The organism is Paenibacillus sp. J31R109, from assembly GCF_059692055.1.
The window spans coordinates 849383-872372 of sequence record NZ_JCAUAR010000001.1; the positions used below are offsets into that span (position 1 = coordinate 849383).

Consider the following 22990-nt stretch of genomic DNA (forward strand, 5'->3'; position numbering starts at 1 on the left):
TGTAAGATAATGTCTATTAAAGTCTACAGGAGCGGAGGCTGATGAGTCGTGAAACATCGTCAAATTCTCCCCTATATTCATCAGCATTTTAAGGTAAAACTTATCTTAATCCTGTCCATCATTATTATCGTGTGCTCCTTGATTACTGGATATGTCTCCTATCGGATCTATCTGAATATGTTTGAAAGCGAAATCAGCAAACAATATCAACACACAAGCGAGCAAACAATGGAGCAAATCGGATTTAAAATACAGGATATGTACAGAATTACAGACTTTATTTTCTTTCATCCGCAGGTTGAGCAAATTGTGCAAGGTATGAGTGGTGAGTTGGTTGAAGGAGAGAGCAGAGCGTACCGGCGTTTCATGTTAGAGCGGGAATTGTCTGACGTTTTGCTTCCGGTAAAAAATGAAACTCCTCAAATTCGTGCCTTGTATATCGTAGATTTGGATGGAAACAATAGTTATTTTAGCCACATCAATCCGTCGATACAAGTCGAGTTTCCAGAATTTTATCAGCGAGTAAAAAGTGGGATGAATGATCAGATCGCTGAGATCGTATGGCAGCGCATGTTGATACCCGATTCTTCTGTACCCTCGGGGGAGAAAAGCAGCATTGTAGCCTCCCGCTTGCTGAAATCAACAAAGCAGCAGCAGGTGTACGGTATGATTATCATGATTATTGATGAGGCTTTTTTCTCAAATTCGCTCGATCCATTAATGGCTGAACGGACAACGGGGGCTTATCTGTACGATAATCACAACCGTTTGGTATTTAGCCGGGAGCCGATAGGCAGCAGTGGGTTTATGCCTCAGCTAGATAAGCAAGAAGGCAGCTTTATTCAGCGTATAGGAAAAGATGACTATTTATTTGTTAAAAGCTCATATGAGCTTAGAGAGTTTAAGTTGGTCAGCAGTATTTCGTTGATTGATATTAAAGCTAAGGCCCAAAAAGTATTTCAAGTTGCGATTTTTTCGGGGTTGGTTAGTACTTTGTTAATGGCACTTTCCGTTTCCTTCATTAGCGGCCGATTGTTAAGACCCTTACATGTGTTGGTGCGAGCTATGCAGCGAGTTCGCGAAGGTAATCTGAAGGTTGAGATTACTGCGAAATCCAATGATGAATTTGCTTTTTTAGCGAATAGCTTTAATAAAATGGTTGAGGATATCCAAGATTTGATCAAGGAAGTGTACGTAAGTAAGTTAAGTGAAAAGGAAGCAGAGTTGAAAGCGCTTCAAGCACAGTTGAACCCCCATTTTTTACATAATGCGTTGAATTCGATCTATTGGAAAATTATGCTACTCTATGACGATGCGGAGACGGCTAATTTAGTTACTAGTTTGTCGGAGTTGCTCAAATATTCATTATCTCCGATAAATACAACAAGTACCTTGCAGGAGGAGCTTGCACAAATTCGCAATTACATAACGATTCAAGAGGCTCGCTATGGCGAGGATCTGCATGTGAGCATCGATGCCGAAGTGGCTTTAATGAATTGCAGGGTTCAAAGATTACTGCTGCAGCCCCTAGTTGAGAATGTGTTTGTTCATGCCTTTCGTAATCAGACTTCGGATAAAAGGTTAGCAATCCGCGTTTCTCAGCATGGCGATGAGCTGAACATTGACATCGAGGATAACGGATGTGGGATTGAGTCTGATGCCATCCTAAGAATTATTCAAGAGAAGGCCCTCTATGACCCGCAGAGAGAAAGGGAGAGTATAGGCATCCGAAATGTAATGAGGCGAATTGACTTGGTACACGGGAAACCATATACACTTGATATCCAGCGATTAAACAAGGGGACGCTCGTGCGGCTTGTATTACCTTACGAAACTATTCCTTTCGTCGAAGGAGAGACAGCAGATGACAAATATACTTTTAGTCGAAGATGAACCTTTGTTTCGTAAAGGGATGTCCAAAATGATATCGGAATCAGGAATGAATTGGCAAGTTTGCGGAGAAGCCGCAAATGGGTTGGATGCGGAGGCAATTATTCCCGAGCTTTTACCTGACCTCATAATTACCGATATTCGGATGCCACTTATGGATGGTTTGCAGTTGTTAAAGAGAACGAAAGAAAGGTTTCCTGATATAGAGGTTATCGTGATCACGGGCTTTCAGGATTTCCAATATGCACAAACAGCCCTCCGTCATGGCGCGATGGATTTGCTAGTGAAGCCATGCAGTAAACAGGATATCGTTGCCGTCCTAGAAAAAGTCGATTTGGTTGTAGCAGAGAAGGAAGCGAAGCGACGGAAATCAGAGGTAGAGCAAGAACTTCTACTTGAGAATACTCTGCGCGCGTTGTTCCTGCAGTTTCCTTATCGCCAAGAGGAACTGAATACGTTAACCAAGCGTTTGTCAGGAACGAACCTTACGCTCTTTTATATTAGGGATTACGCTCCTGATGATAAAGCATATGCGAAACGAGACGTACCTCTGCTGCAATTTGCTGTTTTAAATATTATCGGTGAACTACTGGATATTCACGGAATGCAAGGGTGCCTGTTGCTAATCAGGTATGGCGTATATGCGCTGTTTATCGAGGGATCTGAGCATTTGACGACAATAAGTAGGGAAGTAGGACATACGGTAGAGCGCCTTTTAGGTTTAACGATTTCCGTACACACACAGGGTCAAATTTTTGATTTGACTTTGCTGGGGGAGCTTGTTGAAGGTGAGTTAAAAAGTGCTGAGAACAACAAGGAGATTGCATTACCGGTCAATCGAGGGCGTCAGCAACTCATCGTCTCCCAATTGGCAGCGTACATCGTAGCAGGGCAGATAGAATTGTTAAAAGAGTATCTAAAGCAATACGAAGCAGATATCGTTCTGTTAGGTGCAAAAGCAAGACAAATTGAAGCGTTATCCTTGAGTTTCGCACTTCAGGAAACAGCGCGTAAACAATTTGGCGTGGAACCTGATTCTGCGCTTTTAGCAAATCTCATCAGTCAGCTCCTTATATGTGTCCATAGTGATGAAGTTTGCAACTGGATACAAGAGGAAACGGCCCGGTTTCTGCAACTTTATACGTCGTGGCAAACAAAGCATAGCGGTAATGTGATATCGAAAGCGGCGCGATATATTGAAGATCATTATGCAGAGCAGCTTTCGCTTCAGCATGTTGCCTCCCACGTGCATTTCAATGCTGTCTATTTTAGTCATTTATTCAAGAAGGAAACGGGCCGTAATTTTGTCGATTACTTGATTGCTGTACGCATGGAAAAAGCCAAGCAATTACTTACGAATACGGACATGAAAATAACGGAAGTATCCGGTATGATCGGATATGATCTACCTAACTATTTTGCCAAACTGTTCAAGCAGTCGACTGGCTTATCGCCTAAGGATTATCGCAAACAGTACCAAATTAGTATGTTGCAGATGTAACGAAAACCACCCTTGAGGTGGTTTTTTTGTTTTCATTTTGGGATTAACGTACCTTACACGTGATCTAAAGATCGTATCTTTTTATCTATAAATCGTAGATGTTGCAGTTATCCCTATTCCGTACAATTGAATTAAGAACATGACAGACTTAGGAAGGTGCGTTGCATGATTTCTCTACGTATCAATAAAAAAAGATGGTATCAAAATCGTCCGCTTCTCATTATGTTTATCCCCGTAGTGCTATTTTTCATCATTTTTAAATACATCCCCATGTTTGGGTTGATGATCGCATTTAAGGATTATAACTTTACGGATGGCGTACTCCACAGTCCTTGGGTTGGGCTGGACCATTTTAAGACGCTTTTTCATCAGTCACAGACGTTGAATATTATCCGGAATACGTTTTGGCTTAGCTTGCTAAACTTAATATTCGGCTTCCCGATGCCAATTGCTCTTGCCATACTGCTGAACGAGGCAAGGAAGATGTGGTTTAAAAAGTTTGTGCAGACCGTCGTTTATTTACCGCATTTTCTTTCTTGGGTAGTGGTCGGTGGATTGGTACTTACGATGTTCTCTATGCAGTCAAGCTTCATTAATCACTGGATCGAACAACTGTTTGGTAAGCCATTTCCTTTCTTATATAATCCAAACTCGTGGATTGCTGTGTTTGTTGGTTCTAATATATGGAAGGAAATGGGGTTTAGCGCAATTATTTATTTAGCAGCGCTAACCTCGATTGATCCAAGTTTATATGAAGCAGCAGCCATCGATGGGGCAGGAAAACTAAAACAAATATGGCATGTGACACTACCAGGGATTCAAACGACAATCGTGTTGCTTCTCATTTTGTCAATAGGAAAAATGATGGATGTCGGTTTCGATCCTGTGTACAACCTGCAGAACAATGTAGTTAGCTCTGTGTCTGAAGTGATTAGCACCTATGTCTTCCGTATAGGCATACAACAGGGTCAGTTCAGTCTGACATCTGCGATGGGTATGTTCGAATCATTGGTAAACTTTACGCTGGTGTTATCGGCTAATGCAATAGCCCGGAAATTTCAACAAGGTCTTTGGTAGGGAGAGGGGAGCAACATGAAATCAACTAGAAGTGAAAAAATGTTTTATGCGGTCAATTATACGATATTAACGTTGATTGGACTGACCTGTATTCTTCCACTTATTCATGTATTCGCGCTGTCTCTCAGCGGGGCGAGGGCCATTATGTCAGGTGAGGTTAGTTTGTGGCCCGTCGATATCAATTTGGATACCTATCGTGAGTTGTTCGAGGGTACAAGGATCGTACATTCATTCTGGAACAGCATTCAGATTACAGTGGTAGGTGTCGTTTTAAGTATGGTAACGACGATTTTGGCGGCCTATCCGCTGTCTAAACGGTTTTTTTACGCGAGACGCTTTTTTACACTGGCTATGGTTTTTACGATGCTTTTCAACGGTGGGCTCATCCCGACGTTCCTTGTTATTAAAGGATTGGGGCTGATCAATACTTACGGAGCGCTTTGGCTTCCAGCTTTGGTTAGTACCTATAACATGCTTATCATGAGGACGTATTTTGAAAATTTACCAGAGGAGGTGGAGGAAGCTGCAAGAATAGATGGCTGCAGTGAATGGCGGCTGCTTTCGCAAATCGTGCTTCCTTTATCCATGCCAGTGTTGGCAACGCTCGCCTTATTCTATGGTGTTTCGTTTTGGAATTACTTTATAAGTGTACTCTTGTACATCAGTTCGACAGAGAAATACAACATGACTGTCTTGGTGCAGCAAATGATACAAAACCAATCACTGGTGAACGAGTTGCGATCTACCGAAGACTCGACACAATTAGTCGCGGAAGGTGTGAAAGCTGCGGCTATTGTTCTGATCCTGATTCCGATGCTGATCGTGTATCCATTCATCCAGCGTTTTTTCGTGAAGGGCGTCATGCTTGGGGCAGTGAAAGGTTAAGTAGATAGGCTTATTCTGCTTGGGGGGTGGGAATTCAGCAAGAGGCATGAAGCAAGATTAGATGGCAGAGGAAAAGTGAAAAGTATGGTAAATTGTAGAAGAGGGAAGGGGAAAGAAACATGGCAAATCAGATGAAAAAAGTAATTTTCCCAGTTGTTGCAGCGGTAACACTTACAGCAATTGTAGCGGGTTGCAGCTCTAGCGGAAACGATAAAACAAGCGGGGAAACGGCTAGTCCAGCAGTTAAACCAACAACTGCACAAACGGCTGCGCCAGCGAAGAGAGGCAAGATTACAGCATCGGTATATGACCGAGGCAACATTCCATCCAGCGAGGGTACAATTGACAACAACAAGATCACAAAGTGGATTAATGAAAATGGACCGACCGATGTCAAGTTTGAACCAGTGCCAAGGACACAATCTGAGCAAAAATTCAACACGTTGTTTGCAGCAGGCAGCGCGCCGGATTTGATTTTCGAATATGCGCCGGCTATTAAAAATCCACTGATTGATCAGAAGCAGCTGCGGCCGATTGACGATATGATCGAGAAATACAGTACGGTATATAAAGCATTGTTGCAAAAATATCCTGCCTTAAAGAAAGCAGGAACTGGGAGCGACGGGAAACTGTATCAGTTTGGTCGTATTAACGATCCCGTATCGCTGCGTGGGCTGTTTATCCGTATGGACTGGCTGAAAAAACTAAATCTACAAGTCCCTAAAACAACGGAAGAGCTGTATCAAGTGGCCAAAGCGTTCACAGAGCAAGATCCGGATGGTAATGGGAAAAAGGATACGTTTGGTATTTCCATGTCTTACACGTCTGGAGCAATCATTGACGAGATGTTCGGCGTCACCTATCCGGGCTATCAGGTGCAAAATGGTGAGCTAGTCCATACTTGGGATTCTATTAAAGCGGTTACAGAATTTAAGAAGAAGCTGTACACCGATGGCCTGGTTGACAAAGATTATCTCAATGACAAGAACGGATCCAAGGCAAAGCAGGATTTCATCACTGGAAAAGTCGGGATTTACGGAGACCTATTTAGCACGCCAATCGCCTTTTATACCGATACTTACGCAAATTTAAAGAAAAATGTTCCTACTGCTGAAGTCAATGTTATGCCATATCCAAAGACCCCTGTCGGACAGTTTAACTCGATTTCTAATAATCCGGTACAAATGACGGCTGTTGTCAATGCGCAAGCCAAGGATCTCGAAGCGGTGATGAAATACGTCGACTTCGCTTCGTCAGAAAATTTTATGAAGACGATGAGTTTCGGCCTTGAAGGCGTACACAGTAAGACGGAGCCAGGAAAATGTCCTGTCTTGACGGATCTAGAAAAAATGAAAACCGAATTCAATTTCGCAGCAGGCGACTTTGGCATGTTGATGTCTCCGACAAATGCAGGCAAATGTTATTTTGCAGTCGAAAAGCTGGATGCGAAAGACCCACTGCAAAACGACGTGAAGCAAATGTTTGAAGCCAACTTGTCATTCGTAAATTTCGATCTTCCGCAGGCCGGTCCGACGCACAATGAACTAATGCCGGCGTTGCCAAAGGATCTTCAATTGATCATATCGACTACCGCAAAACAAGTTGGTGTAGCGGCAGAAACAGGGGATATCTGGGTGAAAGCGATCCTGACTCCGACCTATACACCGGAGCAAGCAAAACAGGATGCAATCGCTGCTTGGGAGAAGGCAGGAGGCAAGCAGGTGGACGATTGGTACAAAAACTATTACGCAAAAGATAAAGATAAAATGATTTTAACCAAAGATATTTACGACATTTTCAAAGAACAACGCGCCCTTCAGAAAAAGTAACGAATCGTTAAACTGATCAACTGCAACCATCTGGAATGGACTGTTTATAGGATGTAAGATCCATTTCAGATGGTGGTGATCAGGAAGGGGGGTGGGAGAAAAGTTAAGCTACATTCGGATATGTGAGAGAGAAATATACGAAGTATCGACTACTAGGAGGTAAGTTATGCAATTTGTTAAGAAAATGAGTTTGCTATCCTTTCTTTCCATTCTCCTGCTCTCCTTCATTATTCCAAGTACGTATGCGTTTGGTCCGAATACGATCTTTTCGAGCCCGACAGTAAGTGCTAGTTATGCTCGTGCTATGAAACTTCAGTACAATGGCGCTAACAATGGGAAAATGTATGCTACTTTTGAAACATGGACAGACGGTCAAACTCCGCATAGAGCAGGTCCTAATTTCCCGATTTATGAAAGCACAAATGGCGGCGTCAATTGGGCTAAAGTCGGTGAAGTTGCCGATGTTGATCCCAATGAGGGCTTGAGGGAACAAGGCTTCTTGTACGAGCTTCCACAGCAGGTAGGAACGATGCCGGCAGGAACCATGCTCTTAGCAGTTAACGCGTTTCCAGGTGGCGAACTGGTTCATCACATTAAACTTTTTAAAAGCAATGATTTCGGTAGAAATTGGACGTATGTATCTACAATAGCAGCAGGAGGGGCGTACGGCGGTGGTATGAATTGGGGAAGCGACGGCATCTGGGAACCTTTCCTTCTGGTCGCTAACAATAAATTGATCTGCTACTATGCGGATGAACAAGATGCTCTTAATAACCAGCGAATTGTTCACAGAGCATCTACAGATGGTGTTACTTGGAGCAATGAAGTTGTTGATGTGGCTCTTGGCGCATTAAGACCAGGTATGCCTACAGTAACGAAAATGGGAAATGGGAAGTACATGCTTGTGTATGAATTGTACAATTTTAGAAACGACCAGATTCATTTCAAAATATCTGCCGATCCTGAGAACTGGGGCACTGTCTCTGATCCAGGCACGAAAGTGAATTATTATCAAGGTCAAACCCCAGGGTCCCAACCTTATGTGACGTGGCTTCCTGGTGGAGGTCCGAATGGAACGGTCGTTATTTCCGGAGGTCGCTCCGATAAACTATTCCTCAACTACAATTATGGTCAGGGTACTTGGCGAGTTCAGGACAATATTGTGTCGAATGGATACAGCAGAGCTTATGTCCCTATAGGAGACTCCACCTTATTCGTAATCGGTACAGTGAAAAATACGACCACGAATAAAAATGATGTTAAAGTTGGAACCATTGATATTCTTCCTTCAAATAACCTGTATAGCAATAACAAAGTAATGCTCGTAAATAGCGGAACTGGAAAGGCCTTGGATCTGATCGGTGGGCATACGGAAAATGGTTCCCTTATCAATCAATGGTCTTATGATGCCAATTCCAACAATCAAAAATGGTCGTTAGTCCCAGCGGGCAACGGATCATTCCGGATTACTTCGCACGTAAGCGGAGATGATGTTGCTGTATTGAATGAATCATTGAGTAATGGTGTTCAAGTTCATAACTGGAGCTTCGGAGATAAGGGTTCTCATCAATGGAATTTTGTGGATGTAGGCAATGGATTATTTAAAATCGTCAATGTGAATAGTGGCAAAGCCCTTGAAGTGGAAAATGGAAGTACGGCCAATAATGCGAAAGTACAGCAAAATGATTACTCCGGAAGCGCTTGGCAGAAGTGGCGTATACAACCTATAGGTGACTACTATATTCAGGCAAAACAGAGTGGAGAATATGTGAATGGCGCTGGTGCGGGAACAGCCAATAACACATCGGTCATTCAATGGGATTTTCAAACGAACGATTGGTTTAAGTGGAGATTCGATAGTGTTGCTGACGGTTGGTATAAAGTTACCTACTTGAGAGCGCCATCCAAAGTAATCGAGATGCAAGACGCTTCCCTGACAGCAGGTATTAGAGCGCGACTGTGGGAGTACTCTGGTTCAGATCATCAATTAGTAAGGTTTGTACCACAAAATGATGGCAGCTTTAAATTCTACTTTAAGCATTCTGGCATGCCATGGGATTTAGATGCAGGCTCAACGACGGATGGAGCACCTCTAGAACAAAATGCTGATGCAATCAGTGATAGTCAAAGGTTTTATCTGGAAATAATGAATTAGAATTATTCTTTACTAAGTATAGAGCCTATGAACACAATGCTTTACGTTCATAGGCTTTTTCATTGAGCACAACGGACAAGTTTAATCGTAGAGAGGAAGTCATGGAAAAAAATGCGCCAATTTAAATTTGCAATTATTGGAATAGGCGGTTTCGGCAGCCTACATGTTCAAACCTTAGCGGCTCTATCTGTCCAAGGTTTGTTGACATGTACGGCTTTTGCTGAAATCCATCCTGAATTATATAAAGATCAGCATGATCTACTAACATCTCAAGGATCTCTTTACTACGAAGATTACCGGGAGATGCTGCGCTGCCATCCGGAAGTGGATGTCGTTGTAATTCCTACACCGATACCCTTACATACACCCATGAGTATATATGCGATGGAGCAAGGATTTCATGTACTGTTAGAGAAGCCTCCTGCCGTTACGATACAAGATATGGACGCCATTATTGCGGCGCAGAGAAGAACGGGAAAGCTGTGTCAGGTGAATTTTCAGAATACGTCCTGTGAGTTGTTCCGACATGCCATGAACCAGCTGAAAGAAGGGGCAATCGGATCGATCCGTAGTGTTACCGGAATTGGGATGTGGAAAAGAACATGGCAATATTACGAGAGAACTCCTTGGGCTGGAAAATTAATTCATAACGGGGCTTATGTTTTGGATGGGACACTTCATAATCCACTGGCTCATGTATTGCATAATTGTCTGATTGCGGCAGGATATGGTGATCCCTTACAGGCTGAACCGCTTACGGTTCAAGCAGAATGCTATAAGGGACATGCGATTGAAAGCGAGAATACTGTGTCAGCAAGGATTCAGAATGCGAATGGGGTGGAGACCCGGTTTTATTCAACGCTGTGTCATGATAAGAACGAAGCAGCGAACATCATCATCGAGGGCGATGCAGGGAAGATACTCTGGAGATGGGGGCAAAGCAATGAACTTGTTATAAGCAAGTCACCAGGTGAGGAAGTAAGGATGACGCTCGTCAAAGAAGACCTCGTCCGGAATATGTACGTAAACCTGATGGAGGCTTTAATTGGAACAAGTCGCTTGTATTGTCCCATTGTGTCTTGCCGCAGCTTTGTCCTTGCTACCAATGGTGCTTTCGAGTCATCCAAAAGCATTTATCAAATTCCTGAGAGTCATCTCATCGTAACGAAAGAGGATCAAACGAAAGCGGTTGGCATTCGGAATTTGAATGAAATATTTGCTCAGGCTTCTTCTAGCGGAAAGTTATTCTCGGAGCTTGATGTGGAATGGGCTATACGCTCGGAATCCTTCTCCTTGATGAATTATCAGGAGTTCAAATTGTATAGGTAAGAGGTATAATAATCCTAAGCGGTCGCGTAAAGGCATGTAATGACTCCACTGCTGACAAAGGAGAATGAAACCATGAAAAAGTACATACTTTTCGATCATGATGGTGTTCTGGTTGATACTGAATTGTGGTATTACAAGGCGGGAGAACGTGCTCTGGCTGACATCGGATTTACCTTGGATAAAGATCAATACCTCCGCGACATGACCCAATCATTAGGCACTTGGTCCCAAGCTATGGCCGCAGGTATAGATGAACAGACCATCAGCAAGCAGCGTGAGGTCCGCAACGCCTATTATCAGGAATATCTAAGAACTGAAGCTATAGAGATAGAAGGCGTAGTTGAAACTCTCGCCGAACTGTCCAAGTACGTCCGAATGGCCATCGTGACAACTGCAAAACGTGCGGATTTTCAACTTATTCATGAAAAACGTCAGATTAGACAATTCATGGACTTCGTATTGGTTCGTGAAGACTACGATCGCACCAAGCCGCACCCAGAGCCTTACTTGACCGGCCTAAAACGCTTCGGAGCTACCAAAGAAGAGACCTTGGTTGTAGAGGATTCAAACAGAGGCTTGAATTCAGCCGTGGCGGCTGGTATCGACTGTGCTATTGTCCATAACGACTTCACAAAAACTCATGACTTCTCACAAGCGAGCTATCGAATCCAGAGTTTGATGGAACTAAAAGATATTATTCTGAATGTAACTTGAGAGAGCTTAACATCGAATAGGAAATACTAATAAAGAAGATAGGGGAGATCATAACTGAATCATGAGATCGTCATTAATCTACCAATAGATAATCACGAAGTTCCCAATTTAAGAGAGCTGGTCGGTTGGGAAGGTCGACATTGTGATTATCCAATGTTATTTAATCGTTGCAATTTTTGGGCTGGAATTAGGGATGAAAAAAATGAACTTATTGCCTTCGGTTATATGGCAGGCATGGGATTGCAACATGGCTATATGGAAGACATAATTGTTCATCCAAACCATCAGAGAAAAGGAATTGGTCAAGCTTTAGTGAAGAAATTACTCCTAGAGGCAGAATGTTTTGGAATAGAGATTGTCACTTTGACATTTGATTCGAAACATTCATTGTTTTATACAGATTGTGGATTCGTTCATTGTTCTGGAGGATTTTGGAGGAAAAAGATGAATACGACGGGTCAGGATTATTGATAACAAATATCCATAGCGCACAAACAAATTTCCATATATACCCACAAGAAGAAAGAGTATATTGTTTATATGCTCATTTCATTTAAAACCTATGTACTTGGAGGGTGGAAATAATGGAAAACTGTTTGATTTGTAATCGTATAAATATGATTAAAGATGGAACGAATAAATATTTTGTAATGGAATTAGAAACAGGTTATGTGGTAGTAGGAGACCATCAATACTTTGAAGGATATACACTGTTCCTTTGCAAAGAACACAAACACGAGCTTCACGAACTTTCTAGCGATTTTAAACAGATGTTTTTGTTTGAAATGAGTAAAGTATCTGAAGCTGTTTTTAAAGCGTTCAAACCAGACAAGCTAAATTATGAATTGCTTGGTAATGGTGATTCGCATATGCACTGGCACATATTTCCGAGACGGGTGACCGAACCTAATCCAAAATCCCCTGTGTGGTGGACACCTAGAGAAACGATGTATGCAGATGATGTAAAACCCAATGATGAACAATTGGATGAATTAAAGAAGCGGATTTATTATGAGTTAAAATTACTAACTTCCTAATAGAGACTGACGTAATTGTAAATGGTTGATTGTAGAGGTAGTTGCCTTTATATTACAAAAGGTCTGCACAAAATGTGCTCAAAGGAGTCGAGGCAGTTGTCAGTTGCTTGCTTGCGCACAAAAAATGTGCGCAAGGGCGTCGAGGCAGCTGACAGTTGTTTGCTTGCGCACAAAAAATGTGCGCAAGGACGTCGTCGCAGTTGTCAGTTGCTTGCTTGCGCACAAAAAATGTGCGCAAGGGCGTCGAGGCAGCTGACAGTTGCTTGCTTGCGCACAAAAAATGTGCGCAAGGGCGTCGAGGCAGCTGACAGTTGCTTGCTTGCGCACAAAAAATGTGCGCAAGGGCGTCGAGGCAGCTGACAGTTGTTTGCTTGCGCACAAAAAATGTGCGCAAGGGCGTCGAGGCAGCTGGGAGTTGCTTGCTTGCGCACAAAAAATGTGCGCAAGGGCGTCGAGGCAGCTGTCAGTTGTTTGCTTGCGCACAAAAATTGTGCGCAAGGACGTCGTCGCAGTTGTCAGTTGCTTGCTTGCGCACAAAAAATGTGCGCAAGGGCGTCGAGGCAGCTGTCAGTTGTTTGCTTGCGCACAAAAAATGTGCGCAAGGGCGTCGAGGCAGCTGTCAGTTACTTGCTCGCGCACAAAATAGTGCTCTTTCAAGCCTAGACAAGTGCATTTGATCATAAGATCAAGTGTTTTTTTATTTTAATGGGAATGTAGTGTTATGGGATACACCTCTTTTTTCAGCGAGAGCATGAATCGCAACTTTTAGCTAGAAGAAATGTCTAATGGTTAAGCATACAAAAAAAGGAAATTGAGGTGAACAATGAAACGACTTAAGAAATTCATCATAGTTTTAATTGCATTCACAAGCATTCATACTGCAATGCCGCATTCAAGTATCCATGCGGAACAAACAGCGGAAAATGCCCAATCAGACTCCGCGATATTATCGGTAAAGGAACAAGGAGATCGTTTCTTATTTGGCAAAACGAAGACGGTGAAGGAGATAGGCTACCAGGCTGGATTTTATATGAGATCCATACACTCATTCTGGGATGGTAGTAAAGCGATATTTGTTAATAACCAAGACCCAACAACGTTGCTACTTTCCAATAATGCTAACGGAGAGTTGGTCGAATTTTTAATCATGGTACTACAAAGTAGTTCGAGTGGATCAGTCAATGTACCGATCCCAGCCGAAGCGGAGCGTCGAGGAAGAGGACTGTCCGCGGTAACCATGGATGAGAAGGAACGATTTTGGACGATAAAAAAAGGCGTGATCGACGACCCCATCTCTACACCACGCGGTGAGAAGATTCAGAGGGAACGTTCGCTCCAACTTCTTCGCTTTGGTTGGGATGAGACGAACGGTCCGTTGACGATCGATTTGGCGGAGACTCTCGGACAGGAGAAAAATCCGAATCAATATGTGTTCGACGTTCAGTTTGGCGGTGGAGTCTTGTATGTCACTTTAAACTCGCTTTCTGGTGGTCAGGTTCAAGTGGCGGCGGTTAACCCAGATTCTAATAAGATCCTATATACGCTGCCGGTAAATAGTAATGTCAACGTCATTCCAATGAAGGACGGAAAGTTAGCCTTACATGATCAAGGGACATTAACCTTATATTCAGCAAAAGGGACGGAAGAAAAAAGCATTCGACTATCCGAGTTGTCACCACTTCTGACCGGATTGAATTACGTCACATTTACACCAACGAGCGGTGGTGACGGATATGTTTTGGAACAAGGTGACCGTTGGTTTACTTTGAACGCAGGCTTTTCTAAGGTGCTGTCACAAAGTCCTCGTCAAGGTGATTTTCCAATTGAGTGTCCCAATTGCCCTGGTTATGAAAGATGGTTGCCTGTTAATGCAACGCAGTACCTCTATGTAAAGGATCAGTCCGGAATAAAAATAAAGCAATACGATGCCGTAAGAATTAACTTTTTTGGAGAACAACTACTGACTGACGTTCCTGCGTATCTAGACGTTAAAGAGGGGCGTGTATGGGTGCCGCTGCGTGCAATGACTGAAGCTATGGGATACAAGGTTGGATACATGGAGGAGCAGAGGGAAATCACGCTCGAGCTGCTGGACCGGAAGCTTACGATTAATCAAGACAATCCACAGATTGAAATGAGGACGATTCAGGAATATGGGCGTACCTATGTCAGTATTCGCCAGCTATCCGAGTTGCTTGGAAAGCCTGTAGAGTGGGAACAGGAAAGCTATACGGTCTTTGTTGCCAAAGGTGAAATATTACGTCCGAAAGTCCCTGAGAAACTCTTGGAGGATTGGGATGCGCTTCGGGAGGCACTCCAGAACGTGGATGATCTAATCGCTATTTCGTACACACAGCCTCAAATAAAGGAGATTTGGGCCCAAAAAACGCAAGAGGATTACAGAGAGGTTTTACAATCTTTCGTCAAGACGACTTTACAGAAAGAAGTAGAGAGCATATTGACGTTAAGTGATCAAGACGGTCAGCAATGGATTGGGGTTATTACAAAGGACGGCTTCGTCTATAAGATTCATATGGTTAATCGTAAGGATTACAGCGGAAATTTCTGGCTAGTAGTGGATTATGGGGAGCTCGTGCTAACGCAATAAAGTAGAGAGTCTAATAGGGATCGTTGGCTGCCGCGCAGTCTGACGGTTCCTTTTTGGCTGTTTACACAGATATTAGTTTCAACGCGCAGGTTTGTTGTGTATTTCGCCGAATACAAGTATTCATATGAAATGTTAATAACTGGGGGGATATGCGTGAATACAGAACAATTTCATGAATTAATCAAAACCTTATTTGGTGGACTCCTAAAGCAATCTGAATATGGAGAGGAATTTGCATTTTATACCTATGGTCCTGAATGGATTCATCGAATTGGGTATGCAACAAATATGACTCCTGAAATAATTGAACAAGCCGCAAAAAAGAAAGTTGATCTTATCGTGACCCACCATGATGCATGGGATTTTGTTTTTGGAATGAAAGAAGAATGTCATAGACTCCTGGCATCCCATGGAATCAGTCATTTTTTTGTGCATTTGCCACTGGATTATGTTGATTTTGGCACATGTACGTCATTATTCAAGGAAATTGGCATAGATCATGTTATTCAACAATCCATTGAGAGCGATGGTCGGAGTTTGCCTGGTATAGGAGAGTTCGAGTATCCGATTAGCTTTCAAGAATTAAGTGAACGGGTTAGCATGGTCCTAGGTGAAACCATAAAATCGTGGAAAAACTCCGAAAAGCTAATAAAAAGAGTGGGAATGATTACAGGAGCTGGAAACTCTACAAAGTGCCTTCGCGATGCCCATGATTCTGAATGTGATGTTTATATCACTGGAGAGAAAGTCTTGTACACAATCCAGTATGCAAAGTTTATTAAAATGAACCTGATCGTGGGAAGTCACACGTTCACAGAGATTTTTGGAGTGAGATCATTAGTTGAGAAAATGAAAGAGAAATATAATTCTTTAGATATTATTGAATTAGTAGAAGATCATGTGGAATAGATTGATAACTTACAATATTTGTTCCAAACGGGAGGATAAAATAGATGGCTGAGGTTCTTTTGTTTCACCACGCGCTGGGGCTGACCAAGGGTATTCTTACCTTTGCCGACGAGCTCAGAGCGAGGGGACACACTGTGCATGTGCCGGACCTTTTTGAAGGTCGTGTGTTTGCCTCAATCGATGACGGTATGGCCTACGTGAATGAGCTTGGATTTGAAGAGATGATAGCGCGCGGTGCACGTGTGGCAAGTGAGTTGACGTGTGATATGATCTATGCTGGTTTTTCACTCGGTGTATTATCGGCACAGAAGCTTGCCCAGACCCGAAAAGGTGCCCGTGGCGCGCTATTATTTTACTCGTGTGTACCGACCTCAATGTTCGGGTCACCTTGGCCAGCGGAGCTGCCGGTGCAGATTCACGGTATGGACGCCGATCCCTATTTTGTTGAGGAAGGTGACTTGGAGGCGGCTCAGGAGCTCGTGTCCTCTGCGAGTCATGCCGAGTTGTATGTGTACCCAGGCAACCAACACTACTTCGCTGATAGCAGTTTATCGTCATACGATGCTGATGCGACTGCGTTGCTTTTGCAACGTGTGCTCAAATTCCTGAGCAATTCTGATGACGGCGCTGCCACCATTGATGGTTCATAACGATAACTGGCGAGATAACTTGGAAATCATTCTTAAAATTCTATAATATGGTAAGTAATAATAAGAGAACGAAAATGAGAGGAAGCATTCAAATGAAAATAAGAGTCATTGGGAGATGGGGCGCATTTCCAAAAGCTGGTGAAGCAACTTCAGGCTATCTATTAGAAGTGGGTAATCACAAAATTTTACTCGATTGTGGAAGTGGCGTATTGTCAGCTTTACAGAAAAGTATTGAACTAAAAGAATTAACATCTGTATTTCTATCACACCGACATTATGATCATATGGCAGACTTAGGTTGCCTCCAGTATGCATGTTTAATTGATATGGATCTACAACGTAGAGATACGCCACTGACGCTCCTAACAGCGGAGGAAATTGAAGAAGAATGGTCAATTCCTGTTATGAAAGGCACTCATGAAATAGGGGTTAACGAAAGTACTGCTGTAACATTTGAGGATGGCTTAAAGTTAACTTTCTTCCGAACCAATCATGATGGATATTGCTTAGGCGTGAGGGTTGAATTTGAAGGGAAAGTATTGGTATATACCGCTGATACTCGATACGATGAGGCACTTGTACCTTACCTTAAAGATGCGGATCTACTTATTACTGAATCTTCTTTTTATGCAGGCTTCAATGCATCTCAATATGGCCATATGAATTCACATGAAGCAGGGAAGCTAGCTTCGGTGGCAGCTGTAAAGAAGTTACTGTTATCACATTTGCCTCACTTTGGTGATACGCTGTTATTGAAGGAAGAAGCTGCTGTTATGTTTAATGGTGAGATACTGTTAGCAAATTTCGGTATGCAAGTCGAAATATAACGGTCGGCTGCAATTGTCAGTTGGCTGAATAAATTAAGTCTTGACGCATTACTGCATAATGGTTATTATTACCATAATATTAGTAGAAATGGGGTAATTACATGTATAATTTGATTTTTAAACAACCTCATCATCATGATAGGCGTTAGCACATTCCTAAAGATTAGGGATGGGTTAACGCTCTTCGCGCTTCCCATCCTGCGATATACAACGCGCAGGCCCAATGGGTCCTGCGCGTTTTTTGTTTTGATACATATGTAAATGGAGGGTAAAAGAAATGGTAATCATGACAGATGCGAAAGGTAATATTTTCTTAGAATTCTTAGAAATTGAAGAGAGTCAACTAGATGTTATCGAACTCGATTCACCACTTACACATGCGTTAATTGTAGTAGAGTGCCAGGGGAAGTACCTGTTCATGCATAATAAATGGAGGAACATTTGGGAATTGCCCGGAGGTATTATCGAAAAAGGAGAATCTGCTAAGCAATGTGTAATTAGGGAATTATTTGAGGAGACCAATCAAAAGTTAGAAGAAGTTGACTTCAAAGGGTTAATGAAATTTAGACTTAAACCAAGTTTTCATGGTCCTGAAAGGACAGAGTTTGGCGCTTTGTTTTCAGGTCAACTATGCCAACTTGATGATTTTGTTGAAAATGAAGAAGCTAGTTCAATTATTCTGTGGGACGGTACATCGAATATTGGACAAATTGGAGAGATAGATAAGAAATTGATTGAGTTCACCTAAAGTATCATTATCTTAAGGTCAAAAACGTTATTTATTCAGATACCACGTAAATGAAGGAGGGAAGTCTTTTGTACATTAGATATCATGGTAATTATACGAGTCCTAAGACTAAACAACCTTATGGCATTTTTGTTGTTATTTATCACTTATATTGTGACGATAAGCTTTCGGAAAGCGATAGAAAGCTTTACCTAGATACAAAAGAATGGTTCGAACAGAATCTGCCCAATCCGAGCTTCTACGATGATAACAATTCAGTACATGCAGTAACATGGTTTAAGGATGCAAATAATGCACTAAATATGATGACCCAATTAGAGCCATTCTTTCATATTGCCGAGAAGTATAACATCGAAATAATTAAATCTATCTCAAAAGATCTACCTGGTATTCTTATTTATGAAGACGAGTACCAGATAGGAGTTGTCTGCAACTTGGATCGTTATTTGGCTTGAAAAGGAGGTTTCCTGAAAAATGAAACTAATCAATTGTATGTTTGTTCTAATGGCTCTCTCGATGTTAGTAGGTTGTTCTAAACAACAACAAAATGGAGACATGCAAATCAGCTACAAAATTAATCAGAAGGAAGATGTTATAAATAACCACGGAATCATCGTGAAAAATCGCGAAAAGTTGGATGCTTTTATTAATAAAACAAATAGTACCCAACGAGTGGTTCATTACACCATTGAGGGAGATCCAATCTTCAACGATTTAACATATAAGGATAATAAGTATGAAATGAGATATGATACAACAAAAGACAAATTCGGTTCGCCAGTTGTTACAACATACACTTGTGAAAAGATAGAAAGAAACGAAACTGATAAATTCTTGAAATACACGCTATCGGGGTGTGATGGAGATAGGAAAGAAATTGAAGTGCTCCAAATACCATTTGATGTGGAGAATCAAGACACTTTTGAATTTGATTTAAGGCATGGGGTGAACCAAAAAAATGAAATAAATACAATCAATAATAAGCTAGTTAAAGACCTTCAGAATGGGGAAGTGACCGAGGTTAATGATTTTCATTTTAATAAAGAAGATCGTCAAAAAATATATAAAGAGATGGTTCTTGCAAATTACTTAGGTGAGAAAGAATTATCCAACAAATGCAATAGAAACCCTTATGTAAGCTATGATTTGACTGTTCATATCAACAGTGGAAAGCGTCACTATCATTGGACAGAATGTGATAGTAACGAAGATGGTAAAACGATGACTAAACTGGCAAATGCAATTATCGAAATTGTGCAGGCTAAAGACATATATAAGCAACTACCAGCAGTTAAGGGGCAATACTTGTGAACGACAGTTGAAAAATCAGGGGGACATCTCTTTTGAATGAGCAATTTCTAGATTTATTGGCTCAGAAATATGATACGGAAGAAAAAGTTGTAACAGAAATCATTAATCTTGAAGCGATCTCCAACCTTCCGAAGGGAACTGAGCATTTTGTCAGTGATTTGCATGGGGAGTTCCAGGCTTTTCAGCATGTATTAAGAAATGGTTCGGGTACCGTAAAAGAGAAAATCAAAGCATTGTTTCGTGATGTTTGGACGGATCATGAAGTCAATGATTTTACGGCGTTAGTCTATTATCCGGAAGAAAAAATACAGTTGGTTAAAGGAGATTTGTGCAATAAACAAGACTTGAACCGATGGTACAGACAAACGATTGAACACATGCTTAAACTCATTTCTTTTGCGTCATCCAAATATACGCGCTCGAAATTGCGTATAGCTCTGCCGGATCAGTTTGTATATATTGTAGAAGAACTGCTATACAAGACGGATTCGACCAATAATAAGGACCCTTATTATGAGGAAATATACCGGCAAATTATCTCGTTGGGTCAGGCGGACAAGCTCATTATCGGCCTTGCTTATACGACCCAGCGCCTGGTGGTTGACCATCTTCATGTGGTCGGAGATATTTATGACCGCGGGCCAGATCCCGATAAAATCATGGATACGCTGATCAACTACCATTCTGTAGACATTCAGTGGGGAAACCATGATGTCCTGTGGATAGGCGCCTATGCGGGTTCCCTAGTTTGCCTTGCGAACATCATTCGAATCTGTGCCAGATACGACAATCTGAACATCATCGAAGACGTATATGGCATCAATCTTCGCCCCTTGCTGAACTTGGCAGAGAAATACTATACGGACAATCCGGCTTTTAGGCCAAAGCTTCAGATCGACCGTCACGGTTCGGAGCAGGAAATCCTGCAAATTACAAAAATTCATCAAGCCATTGCCATGATTCAGTTCAAGCTGGAAATGCCTATTATTAAGAGACGCCCCTACTTTCATATGTCGGAAAGACTTTTGCTTGATTATATCGATTATGACAAAGCTGAAATCAAGATTGGCGGTAAAACGTACCGACTGGAAAACACTTGCTTCGCAACGGTAAATCCGCAACAGCCTGAAAATTTGCTGGAGGAAGAACAACAGGTGATGGATAAGCTGCTGTTCTCCGTTCAGCATTCTGAGAAGCTGGCTAGACATATGAATTTTTTTATGAAAAAGGGCAGCCTTTATCTAAAATATAACGGAAATTTGTTATTTCACGGCTGTATTCCTTTGGATGAAGAAGGAAACATGAAAGAAATGCAGATTGAAGACAAGACATATGCGGGTCGTAAGCTGCTCGATGTTTTTGAATATTATTTACGTTACGCCTTTGCGTATCCGGAAGAGACAGATGATCTGGCTACGGATATGGTCTGGTACATCTGGACAGGGGAATGTTCCTCGCTTTTTGGAAAGAGTGAAATGACCACCTTCGAACGGTACTTTATCCAAAACAAAGAAACGTATAAGGAGAGAAAGAATCCGTATTACCATTTGCGAGAAAATGAGGAGATCTGTCGGAAAATCCTGCTGGAGTTTGATATGAATCCGGATCATGGACATATCATTAACGGACATACGCCAGTTAAAGAGATTCGTGGAGAGAGCCCTGTTAAAGCAAACGGCAAAATGATTGTTATTGACGGCGGTTTTTCCAAAGCCTATCAATCTACAACAGGCATTGCCGGATATACCTTGTTGTATAACTCATTTGGCATGCAACTCGTCGCCCATCAGAAATTTATTTCAAAAGAAGATGTATTATGTAACGGAACCGATGTATTGTCGGTAAAAAGACTGGTGGACAAAGAACTGGAGCGTAAACTAGTGAGGGAAACGAATGTCGGCGAGAAGCTGCTGCAGAAAATCTCAAATTTGAAGAAACTGCTCCAATATCGCTATATGAATTGAAAACTCATCATAACATCATGGTCGGGAATTTCCTGTGTAAAGGGTGGTTCTCGGCCATTCCTATGGTCAGAGATTACCTTGATACTAGTATGGCCGAAAAAGGCTATTGACATTCTATCTACTGAAAGGTAGAATACGATACATGAACAACAACAACACAGTTTTTCGCATAATGCTGTGTATGTCGACAGTCACACCACGTCGAGTATTCAATAGTATTTTGTGAATAAACAGAATAAGATGGATATTTTTTAAGTTTCATCTACCTTTTAATAGGTAGACAATAAGTAAGGACATTTTCCAAAAAAACCACAAATTGAATGGAGCGAATCATATGAAAACACTCGTAATCGTAGCACATCCTAACCTGGAATCATCCAACTGGAACCAAGCATGGGTTGACGAACTTAAGAAGAATGGTGATATCACGATCCACGAGCTTTACAAAGAATATCCAAGCGCAGACATTGATATTAAACGCGAACAACAGCTAGTCGAAACGCATGACCGTATCATCTTCCAATATCCGCTTTACTGGTACAACATGCCGCCGCTACTCAAAACATGGTTCGATACAGTTCTGCAATACAACTGGGCTTATGGTCCGGAAGCAACGGCAACGACTGGCAAAGAAATTGGCGTAGCTATCTCGACTTATGGCACAACAGAATCGTATCAGCCTACTGGATCTAACCGTTTGACATTGGAACAAATTTTGGCTCCGATTCAAGCAAGCGCGCGTTTCATCAGCGCTGTGTACTTGCCGCACTACTCAGTTAACGACACTTCCGACGTAACGCCTGAGCGTTTGGCACAGAGTAGCAAAGCGTATATAGAGCACATTAAGACAGTTAAACCTGTGGAGGTGGCGTAAATGAAAAACGTAACGATCGACGTATATATGGATACCGTGTGCCCATGGTGTCGAATGGGTGATGCTAGTTTGAGAACTGCTTTAAAAGACTTGCCTGAAGGCATGAATGCTACAGTTCGCTATCATGCGTTCCAGCTGAATCCTGGTATTCGCAAGGAAGGCGAGGATTACCGTAAAGTTATGATCGGCCGCTTAGGTGGAGAAGCCCAATTCGAAGCAAGAATGAAACAATATAATCAAACTGGCGCTCATTTTGGCCTGAATTATAATATGGATTTGGTCAAATATACGCCGAATTCAGTGTTGTCGCATCAGCTGATTGCCATTACGCCGGAGCATCTGCAGTCGCAATTACTCGAGCGCTTATATACGGCATATTTTGAAGAAGGCGTTAATATTGGCGATGTGGACAAGCTTGTAGAAATCGCGCAAGCGAGTGGGATCACGAATGATCCCGCGGCACTAAAGGCAAGACTTCTCAACGGAGAAGGACTTGATCATGTGGAAGAAGGACAGCGCGATGCGCAGAAGCTTGGTATCAGAGGCGTTCCTTATTACATCATCAACGATAATCACGCATTAACGGGTCTTCAGTCGCCTGCAGATCTGATCAATGCCTTCAAACAGCAGTAATAAACCGTCTTATACAGGCAGCTGAGCATCAAGCCAAACGTTTTGAGCA

20 protein-coding genes are annotated in these 22990 nt (G+C 42.1%); all 20 read left to right on the forward strand.

From position 1 onward, the window contains the following. The first annotated feature begins 48 nt into the window (after positions 1 to 48). The 20 genes from AC58QT_RS03940 (at position 49) to AC58QT_RS04035 (ending at position 22941) form a co-directional block, all read left to right on the forward strand. The gene (locus AC58QT_RS03940; protein WP_497407767.1) at positions 49 to 1893 is read left to right on the forward strand and encodes a sensor histidine kinase; all 1845 of its coding nucleotides are present in this window, start codon (positions 49 to 51) and stop codon (positions 1891 to 1893) included. Next, positions 1865 to 3391: a response regulator transcription factor gene (locus tag AC58QT_RS03945; RefSeq protein WP_497407768.1), complete on the forward strand. Its 1527-nt coding sequence runs from the start codon at positions 1865 to 1867 to the stop codon at positions 3389 to 3391. The genes AC58QT_RS03940 and AC58QT_RS03945 overlap by 29 nt, the downstream gene beginning before the upstream one ends. A gap of 165 nt (positions 3392 to 3556) precedes the next feature. Then, the gene (locus AC58QT_RS03950) at positions 3557 to 4468 is read left to right on the forward strand and encodes an ABC transporter permease (RefSeq protein ID WP_497407769.1); all 912 of its coding nucleotides are present in this window, start codon (positions 3557 to 3559) and stop codon (positions 4466 to 4468) included. Between the two features lie 15 nt (positions 4469 to 4483). Then, entirely contained in the window at positions 4484 to 5353 is an 870-nt protein-coding gene (locus tag AC58QT_RS03955; RefSeq protein ID WP_497407770.1) for a carbohydrate ABC transporter permease, read from the forward strand. A gap of 119 nt (positions 5354 to 5472) precedes the next feature. After that, entirely contained in the window at positions 5473 to 7182 is a 1710-nt protein-coding gene (locus AC58QT_RS03960) for an extracellular solute-binding protein (RefSeq protein WP_497407771.1), read from the forward strand. 166 nt (positions 7183 to 7348) lie between these two features. Continuing rightward, a complete protein-coding gene (locus AC58QT_RS03965; RefSeq protein ID WP_497407772.1) occupies positions 7349 to 9337 on the forward strand; it encodes an RICIN domain-containing protein in 1989 nt (662 codons plus the stop codon). A gap of 111 nt (positions 9338 to 9448) precedes the next feature. Then, positions 9449 to 10666, forward strand: coding sequence for a Gfo/Idh/MocA family protein (locus AC58QT_RS03970; protein ID WP_497407773.1), 1218 nt, complete (start codon positions 9449 to 9451; stop codon positions 10664 to 10666). Between the two features lie 72 nt (positions 10667 to 10738). After that, positions 10739 to 11380, forward strand: a complete 642-nt coding sequence (locus AC58QT_RS03975; protein WP_497407774.1) for an HAD family hydrolase — start codon at positions 10739 to 10741, stop codon at positions 11378 to 11380. Positions 11381 to 11533: 153 nt separating this feature from the next. Continuing rightward, entirely contained in the window at positions 11534 to 11851 is a 318-nt protein-coding gene (locus AC58QT_RS03980; RefSeq protein ID WP_497407775.1) for a GNAT family N-acetyltransferase, read from the forward strand. Between the two features lie 113 nt (positions 11852 to 11964). Beyond that, on the forward strand, positions 11965 to 12417 hold the full coding sequence (locus tag AC58QT_RS03985) for an HIT family protein (RefSeq protein WP_497407776.1): 453 nt from the start codon (positions 11965 to 11967) through the stop codon (positions 12415 to 12417). An 823-nt stretch (positions 12418 to 13240) separates the two neighbouring features. After that, a complete protein-coding gene (locus tag AC58QT_RS03990; protein ID WP_497407777.1) occupies positions 13241 to 15025 on the forward strand; it encodes a stalk domain-containing protein in 1785 nt (594 codons plus the stop codon). 153 nt (positions 15026 to 15178) lie between these two features. Continuing rightward, positions 15179 to 15934, forward strand: a complete 756-nt coding sequence (locus tag AC58QT_RS03995; RefSeq protein WP_497407778.1) for a Nif3-like dinuclear metal center hexameric protein — start codon at positions 15179 to 15181, stop codon at positions 15932 to 15934. A gap of 44 nt (positions 15935 to 15978) precedes the next feature. Further along, positions 15979 to 16584, forward strand: coding sequence for a dienelactone hydrolase family protein (locus AC58QT_RS04000; protein ID WP_497407779.1), 606 nt, complete (start codon positions 15979 to 15981; stop codon positions 16582 to 16584). Positions 16585 to 16676: 92 nt separating this feature from the next. Then, positions 16677 to 17411 (forward strand): MBL fold metallo-hydrolase, encoded by a 735-nt coding sequence (locus AC58QT_RS04005; RefSeq protein ID WP_497407780.1) that lies wholly within the window; start codon positions 16677 to 16679, stop codon positions 17409 to 17411. 277 nt (positions 17412 to 17688) lie between these two features. Beyond that, positions 17689 to 18159 carry an NUDIX domain-containing protein gene (locus AC58QT_RS04010; protein WP_497407781.1) on the forward strand — a complete coding sequence of 157 codons (471 nt, stop codon included), beginning with the start codon at positions 17689 to 17691 and terminating at the stop codon, positions 18157 to 18159. Positions 18160 to 18227: 68 nt separating this feature from the next. Next, positions 18228 to 18614, forward strand: coding sequence for a hypothetical protein (locus AC58QT_RS04015; protein WP_497407782.1), 387 nt, complete (start codon positions 18228 to 18230; stop codon positions 18612 to 18614). A gap of 19 nt (positions 18615 to 18633) precedes the next feature. Then, positions 18634 to 19470, forward strand: a complete 837-nt coding sequence (locus AC58QT_RS04020; RefSeq protein ID WP_497407783.1) for a DUF4362 domain-containing protein — start codon at positions 18634 to 18636, stop codon at positions 19468 to 19470. A 32-nt stretch (positions 19471 to 19502) separates the two neighbouring features. Beyond that, the gene (locus tag AC58QT_RS04025; protein WP_497407784.1) at positions 19503 to 21434 is read left to right on the forward strand and encodes a fructose-1,6-bisphosphatase; all 1932 of its coding nucleotides are present in this window, start codon (positions 19503 to 19505) and stop codon (positions 21432 to 21434) included. A 334-nt stretch (positions 21435 to 21768) separates the two neighbouring features. Next, positions 21769 to 22308, forward strand: coding sequence for an NAD(P)H-dependent oxidoreductase (locus AC58QT_RS04030; protein WP_497407785.1), 540 nt, complete (start codon positions 21769 to 21771; stop codon positions 22306 to 22308). After that, positions 22309 to 22941, forward strand: a complete 633-nt coding sequence (locus AC58QT_RS04035; RefSeq protein WP_497407786.1) for a DsbA family oxidoreductase — start codon at positions 22309 to 22311, stop codon at positions 22939 to 22941. Positions 22942 to 22990 lie beyond the last annotated feature (49 nt).

Bases quoted from the DNA above. Each gene is read 5' to 3' on its own strand.
- AC58QT_RS03945 (WP_497407768.1), top strand. From the start codon at position 1,865: ATGACAAATATACTTTTAGTCGAAGATGAACCTTTGTTTCGTAAAGGG.
- AC58QT_RS03950 (WP_497407769.1), top strand. From the start codon at position 3,557: ATGATTTCTCTACGTATCAATAAAAAAAGATGGTATCAAAATCGTCCG.
- AC58QT_RS03955 (WP_497407770.1), top strand. From the start codon at position 4,484: ATGAAATCAACTAGAAGTGAAAAAATGTTTTATGCGGTCAATTATACG.
- AC58QT_RS03960 (WP_497407771.1), top strand. From the start codon at position 5,473: ATGGCAAATCAGATGAAAAAAGTAATTTTCCCAGTTGTTGCAGCGGTA.
- AC58QT_RS03965 (WP_497407772.1), top strand. From the start codon at position 7,349: ATGCAATTTGTTAAGAAAATGAGTTTGCTATCCTTTCTTTCCATTCTC.
- AC58QT_RS03970 (WP_497407773.1), top strand. From the start codon at position 9,449: ATGCGCCAATTTAAATTTGCAATTATTGGAATAGGCGGTTTCGGCAGC.
- AC58QT_RS03975 (WP_497407774.1), top strand. From the start codon at position 10,739: ATGAAAAAGTACATACTTTTCGATCATGATGGTGTTCTGGTTGATACT.
- AC58QT_RS03980 (WP_497407775.1), top strand. From the start codon at position 11,534: ATGTTATTTAATCGTTGCAATTTTTGGGCTGGAATTAGGGATGAAAAA.
- AC58QT_RS03985 (WP_497407776.1), top strand. From the start codon at position 11,965: ATGGAAAACTGTTTGATTTGTAATCGTATAAATATGATTAAAGATGGA.
- AC58QT_RS03990 (WP_497407777.1), top strand. From the start codon at position 13,241: ATGAAACGACTTAAGAAATTCATCATAGTTTTAATTGCATTCACAAGC.
- AC58QT_RS04000 (WP_497407779.1), top strand. From the start codon at position 15,979: ATGGCTGAGGTTCTTTTGTTTCACCACGCGCTGGGGCTGACCAAGGGT.
- AC58QT_RS04005 (WP_497407780.1), top strand. From the start codon at position 16,677: ATGAAAATAAGAGTCATTGGGAGATGGGGCGCATTTCCAAAAGCTGGT.
- AC58QT_RS04010 (WP_497407781.1), top strand. From the start codon at position 17,689: ATGGTAATCATGACAGATGCGAAAGGTAATATTTTCTTAGAATTCTTA.
- AC58QT_RS04020 (WP_497407783.1), top strand. From the start codon at position 18,634: ATGAAACTAATCAATTGTATGTTTGTTCTAATGGCTCTCTCGATGTTA.
- AC58QT_RS04030 (WP_497407785.1), top strand. From the start codon at position 21,769: ATGAAAACACTCGTAATCGTAGCACATCCTAACCTGGAATCATCCAAC.
- AC58QT_RS04035 (WP_497407786.1), top strand. From the start codon at position 22,309: ATGAAAAACGTAACGATCGACGTATATATGGATACCGTGTGCCCATGG.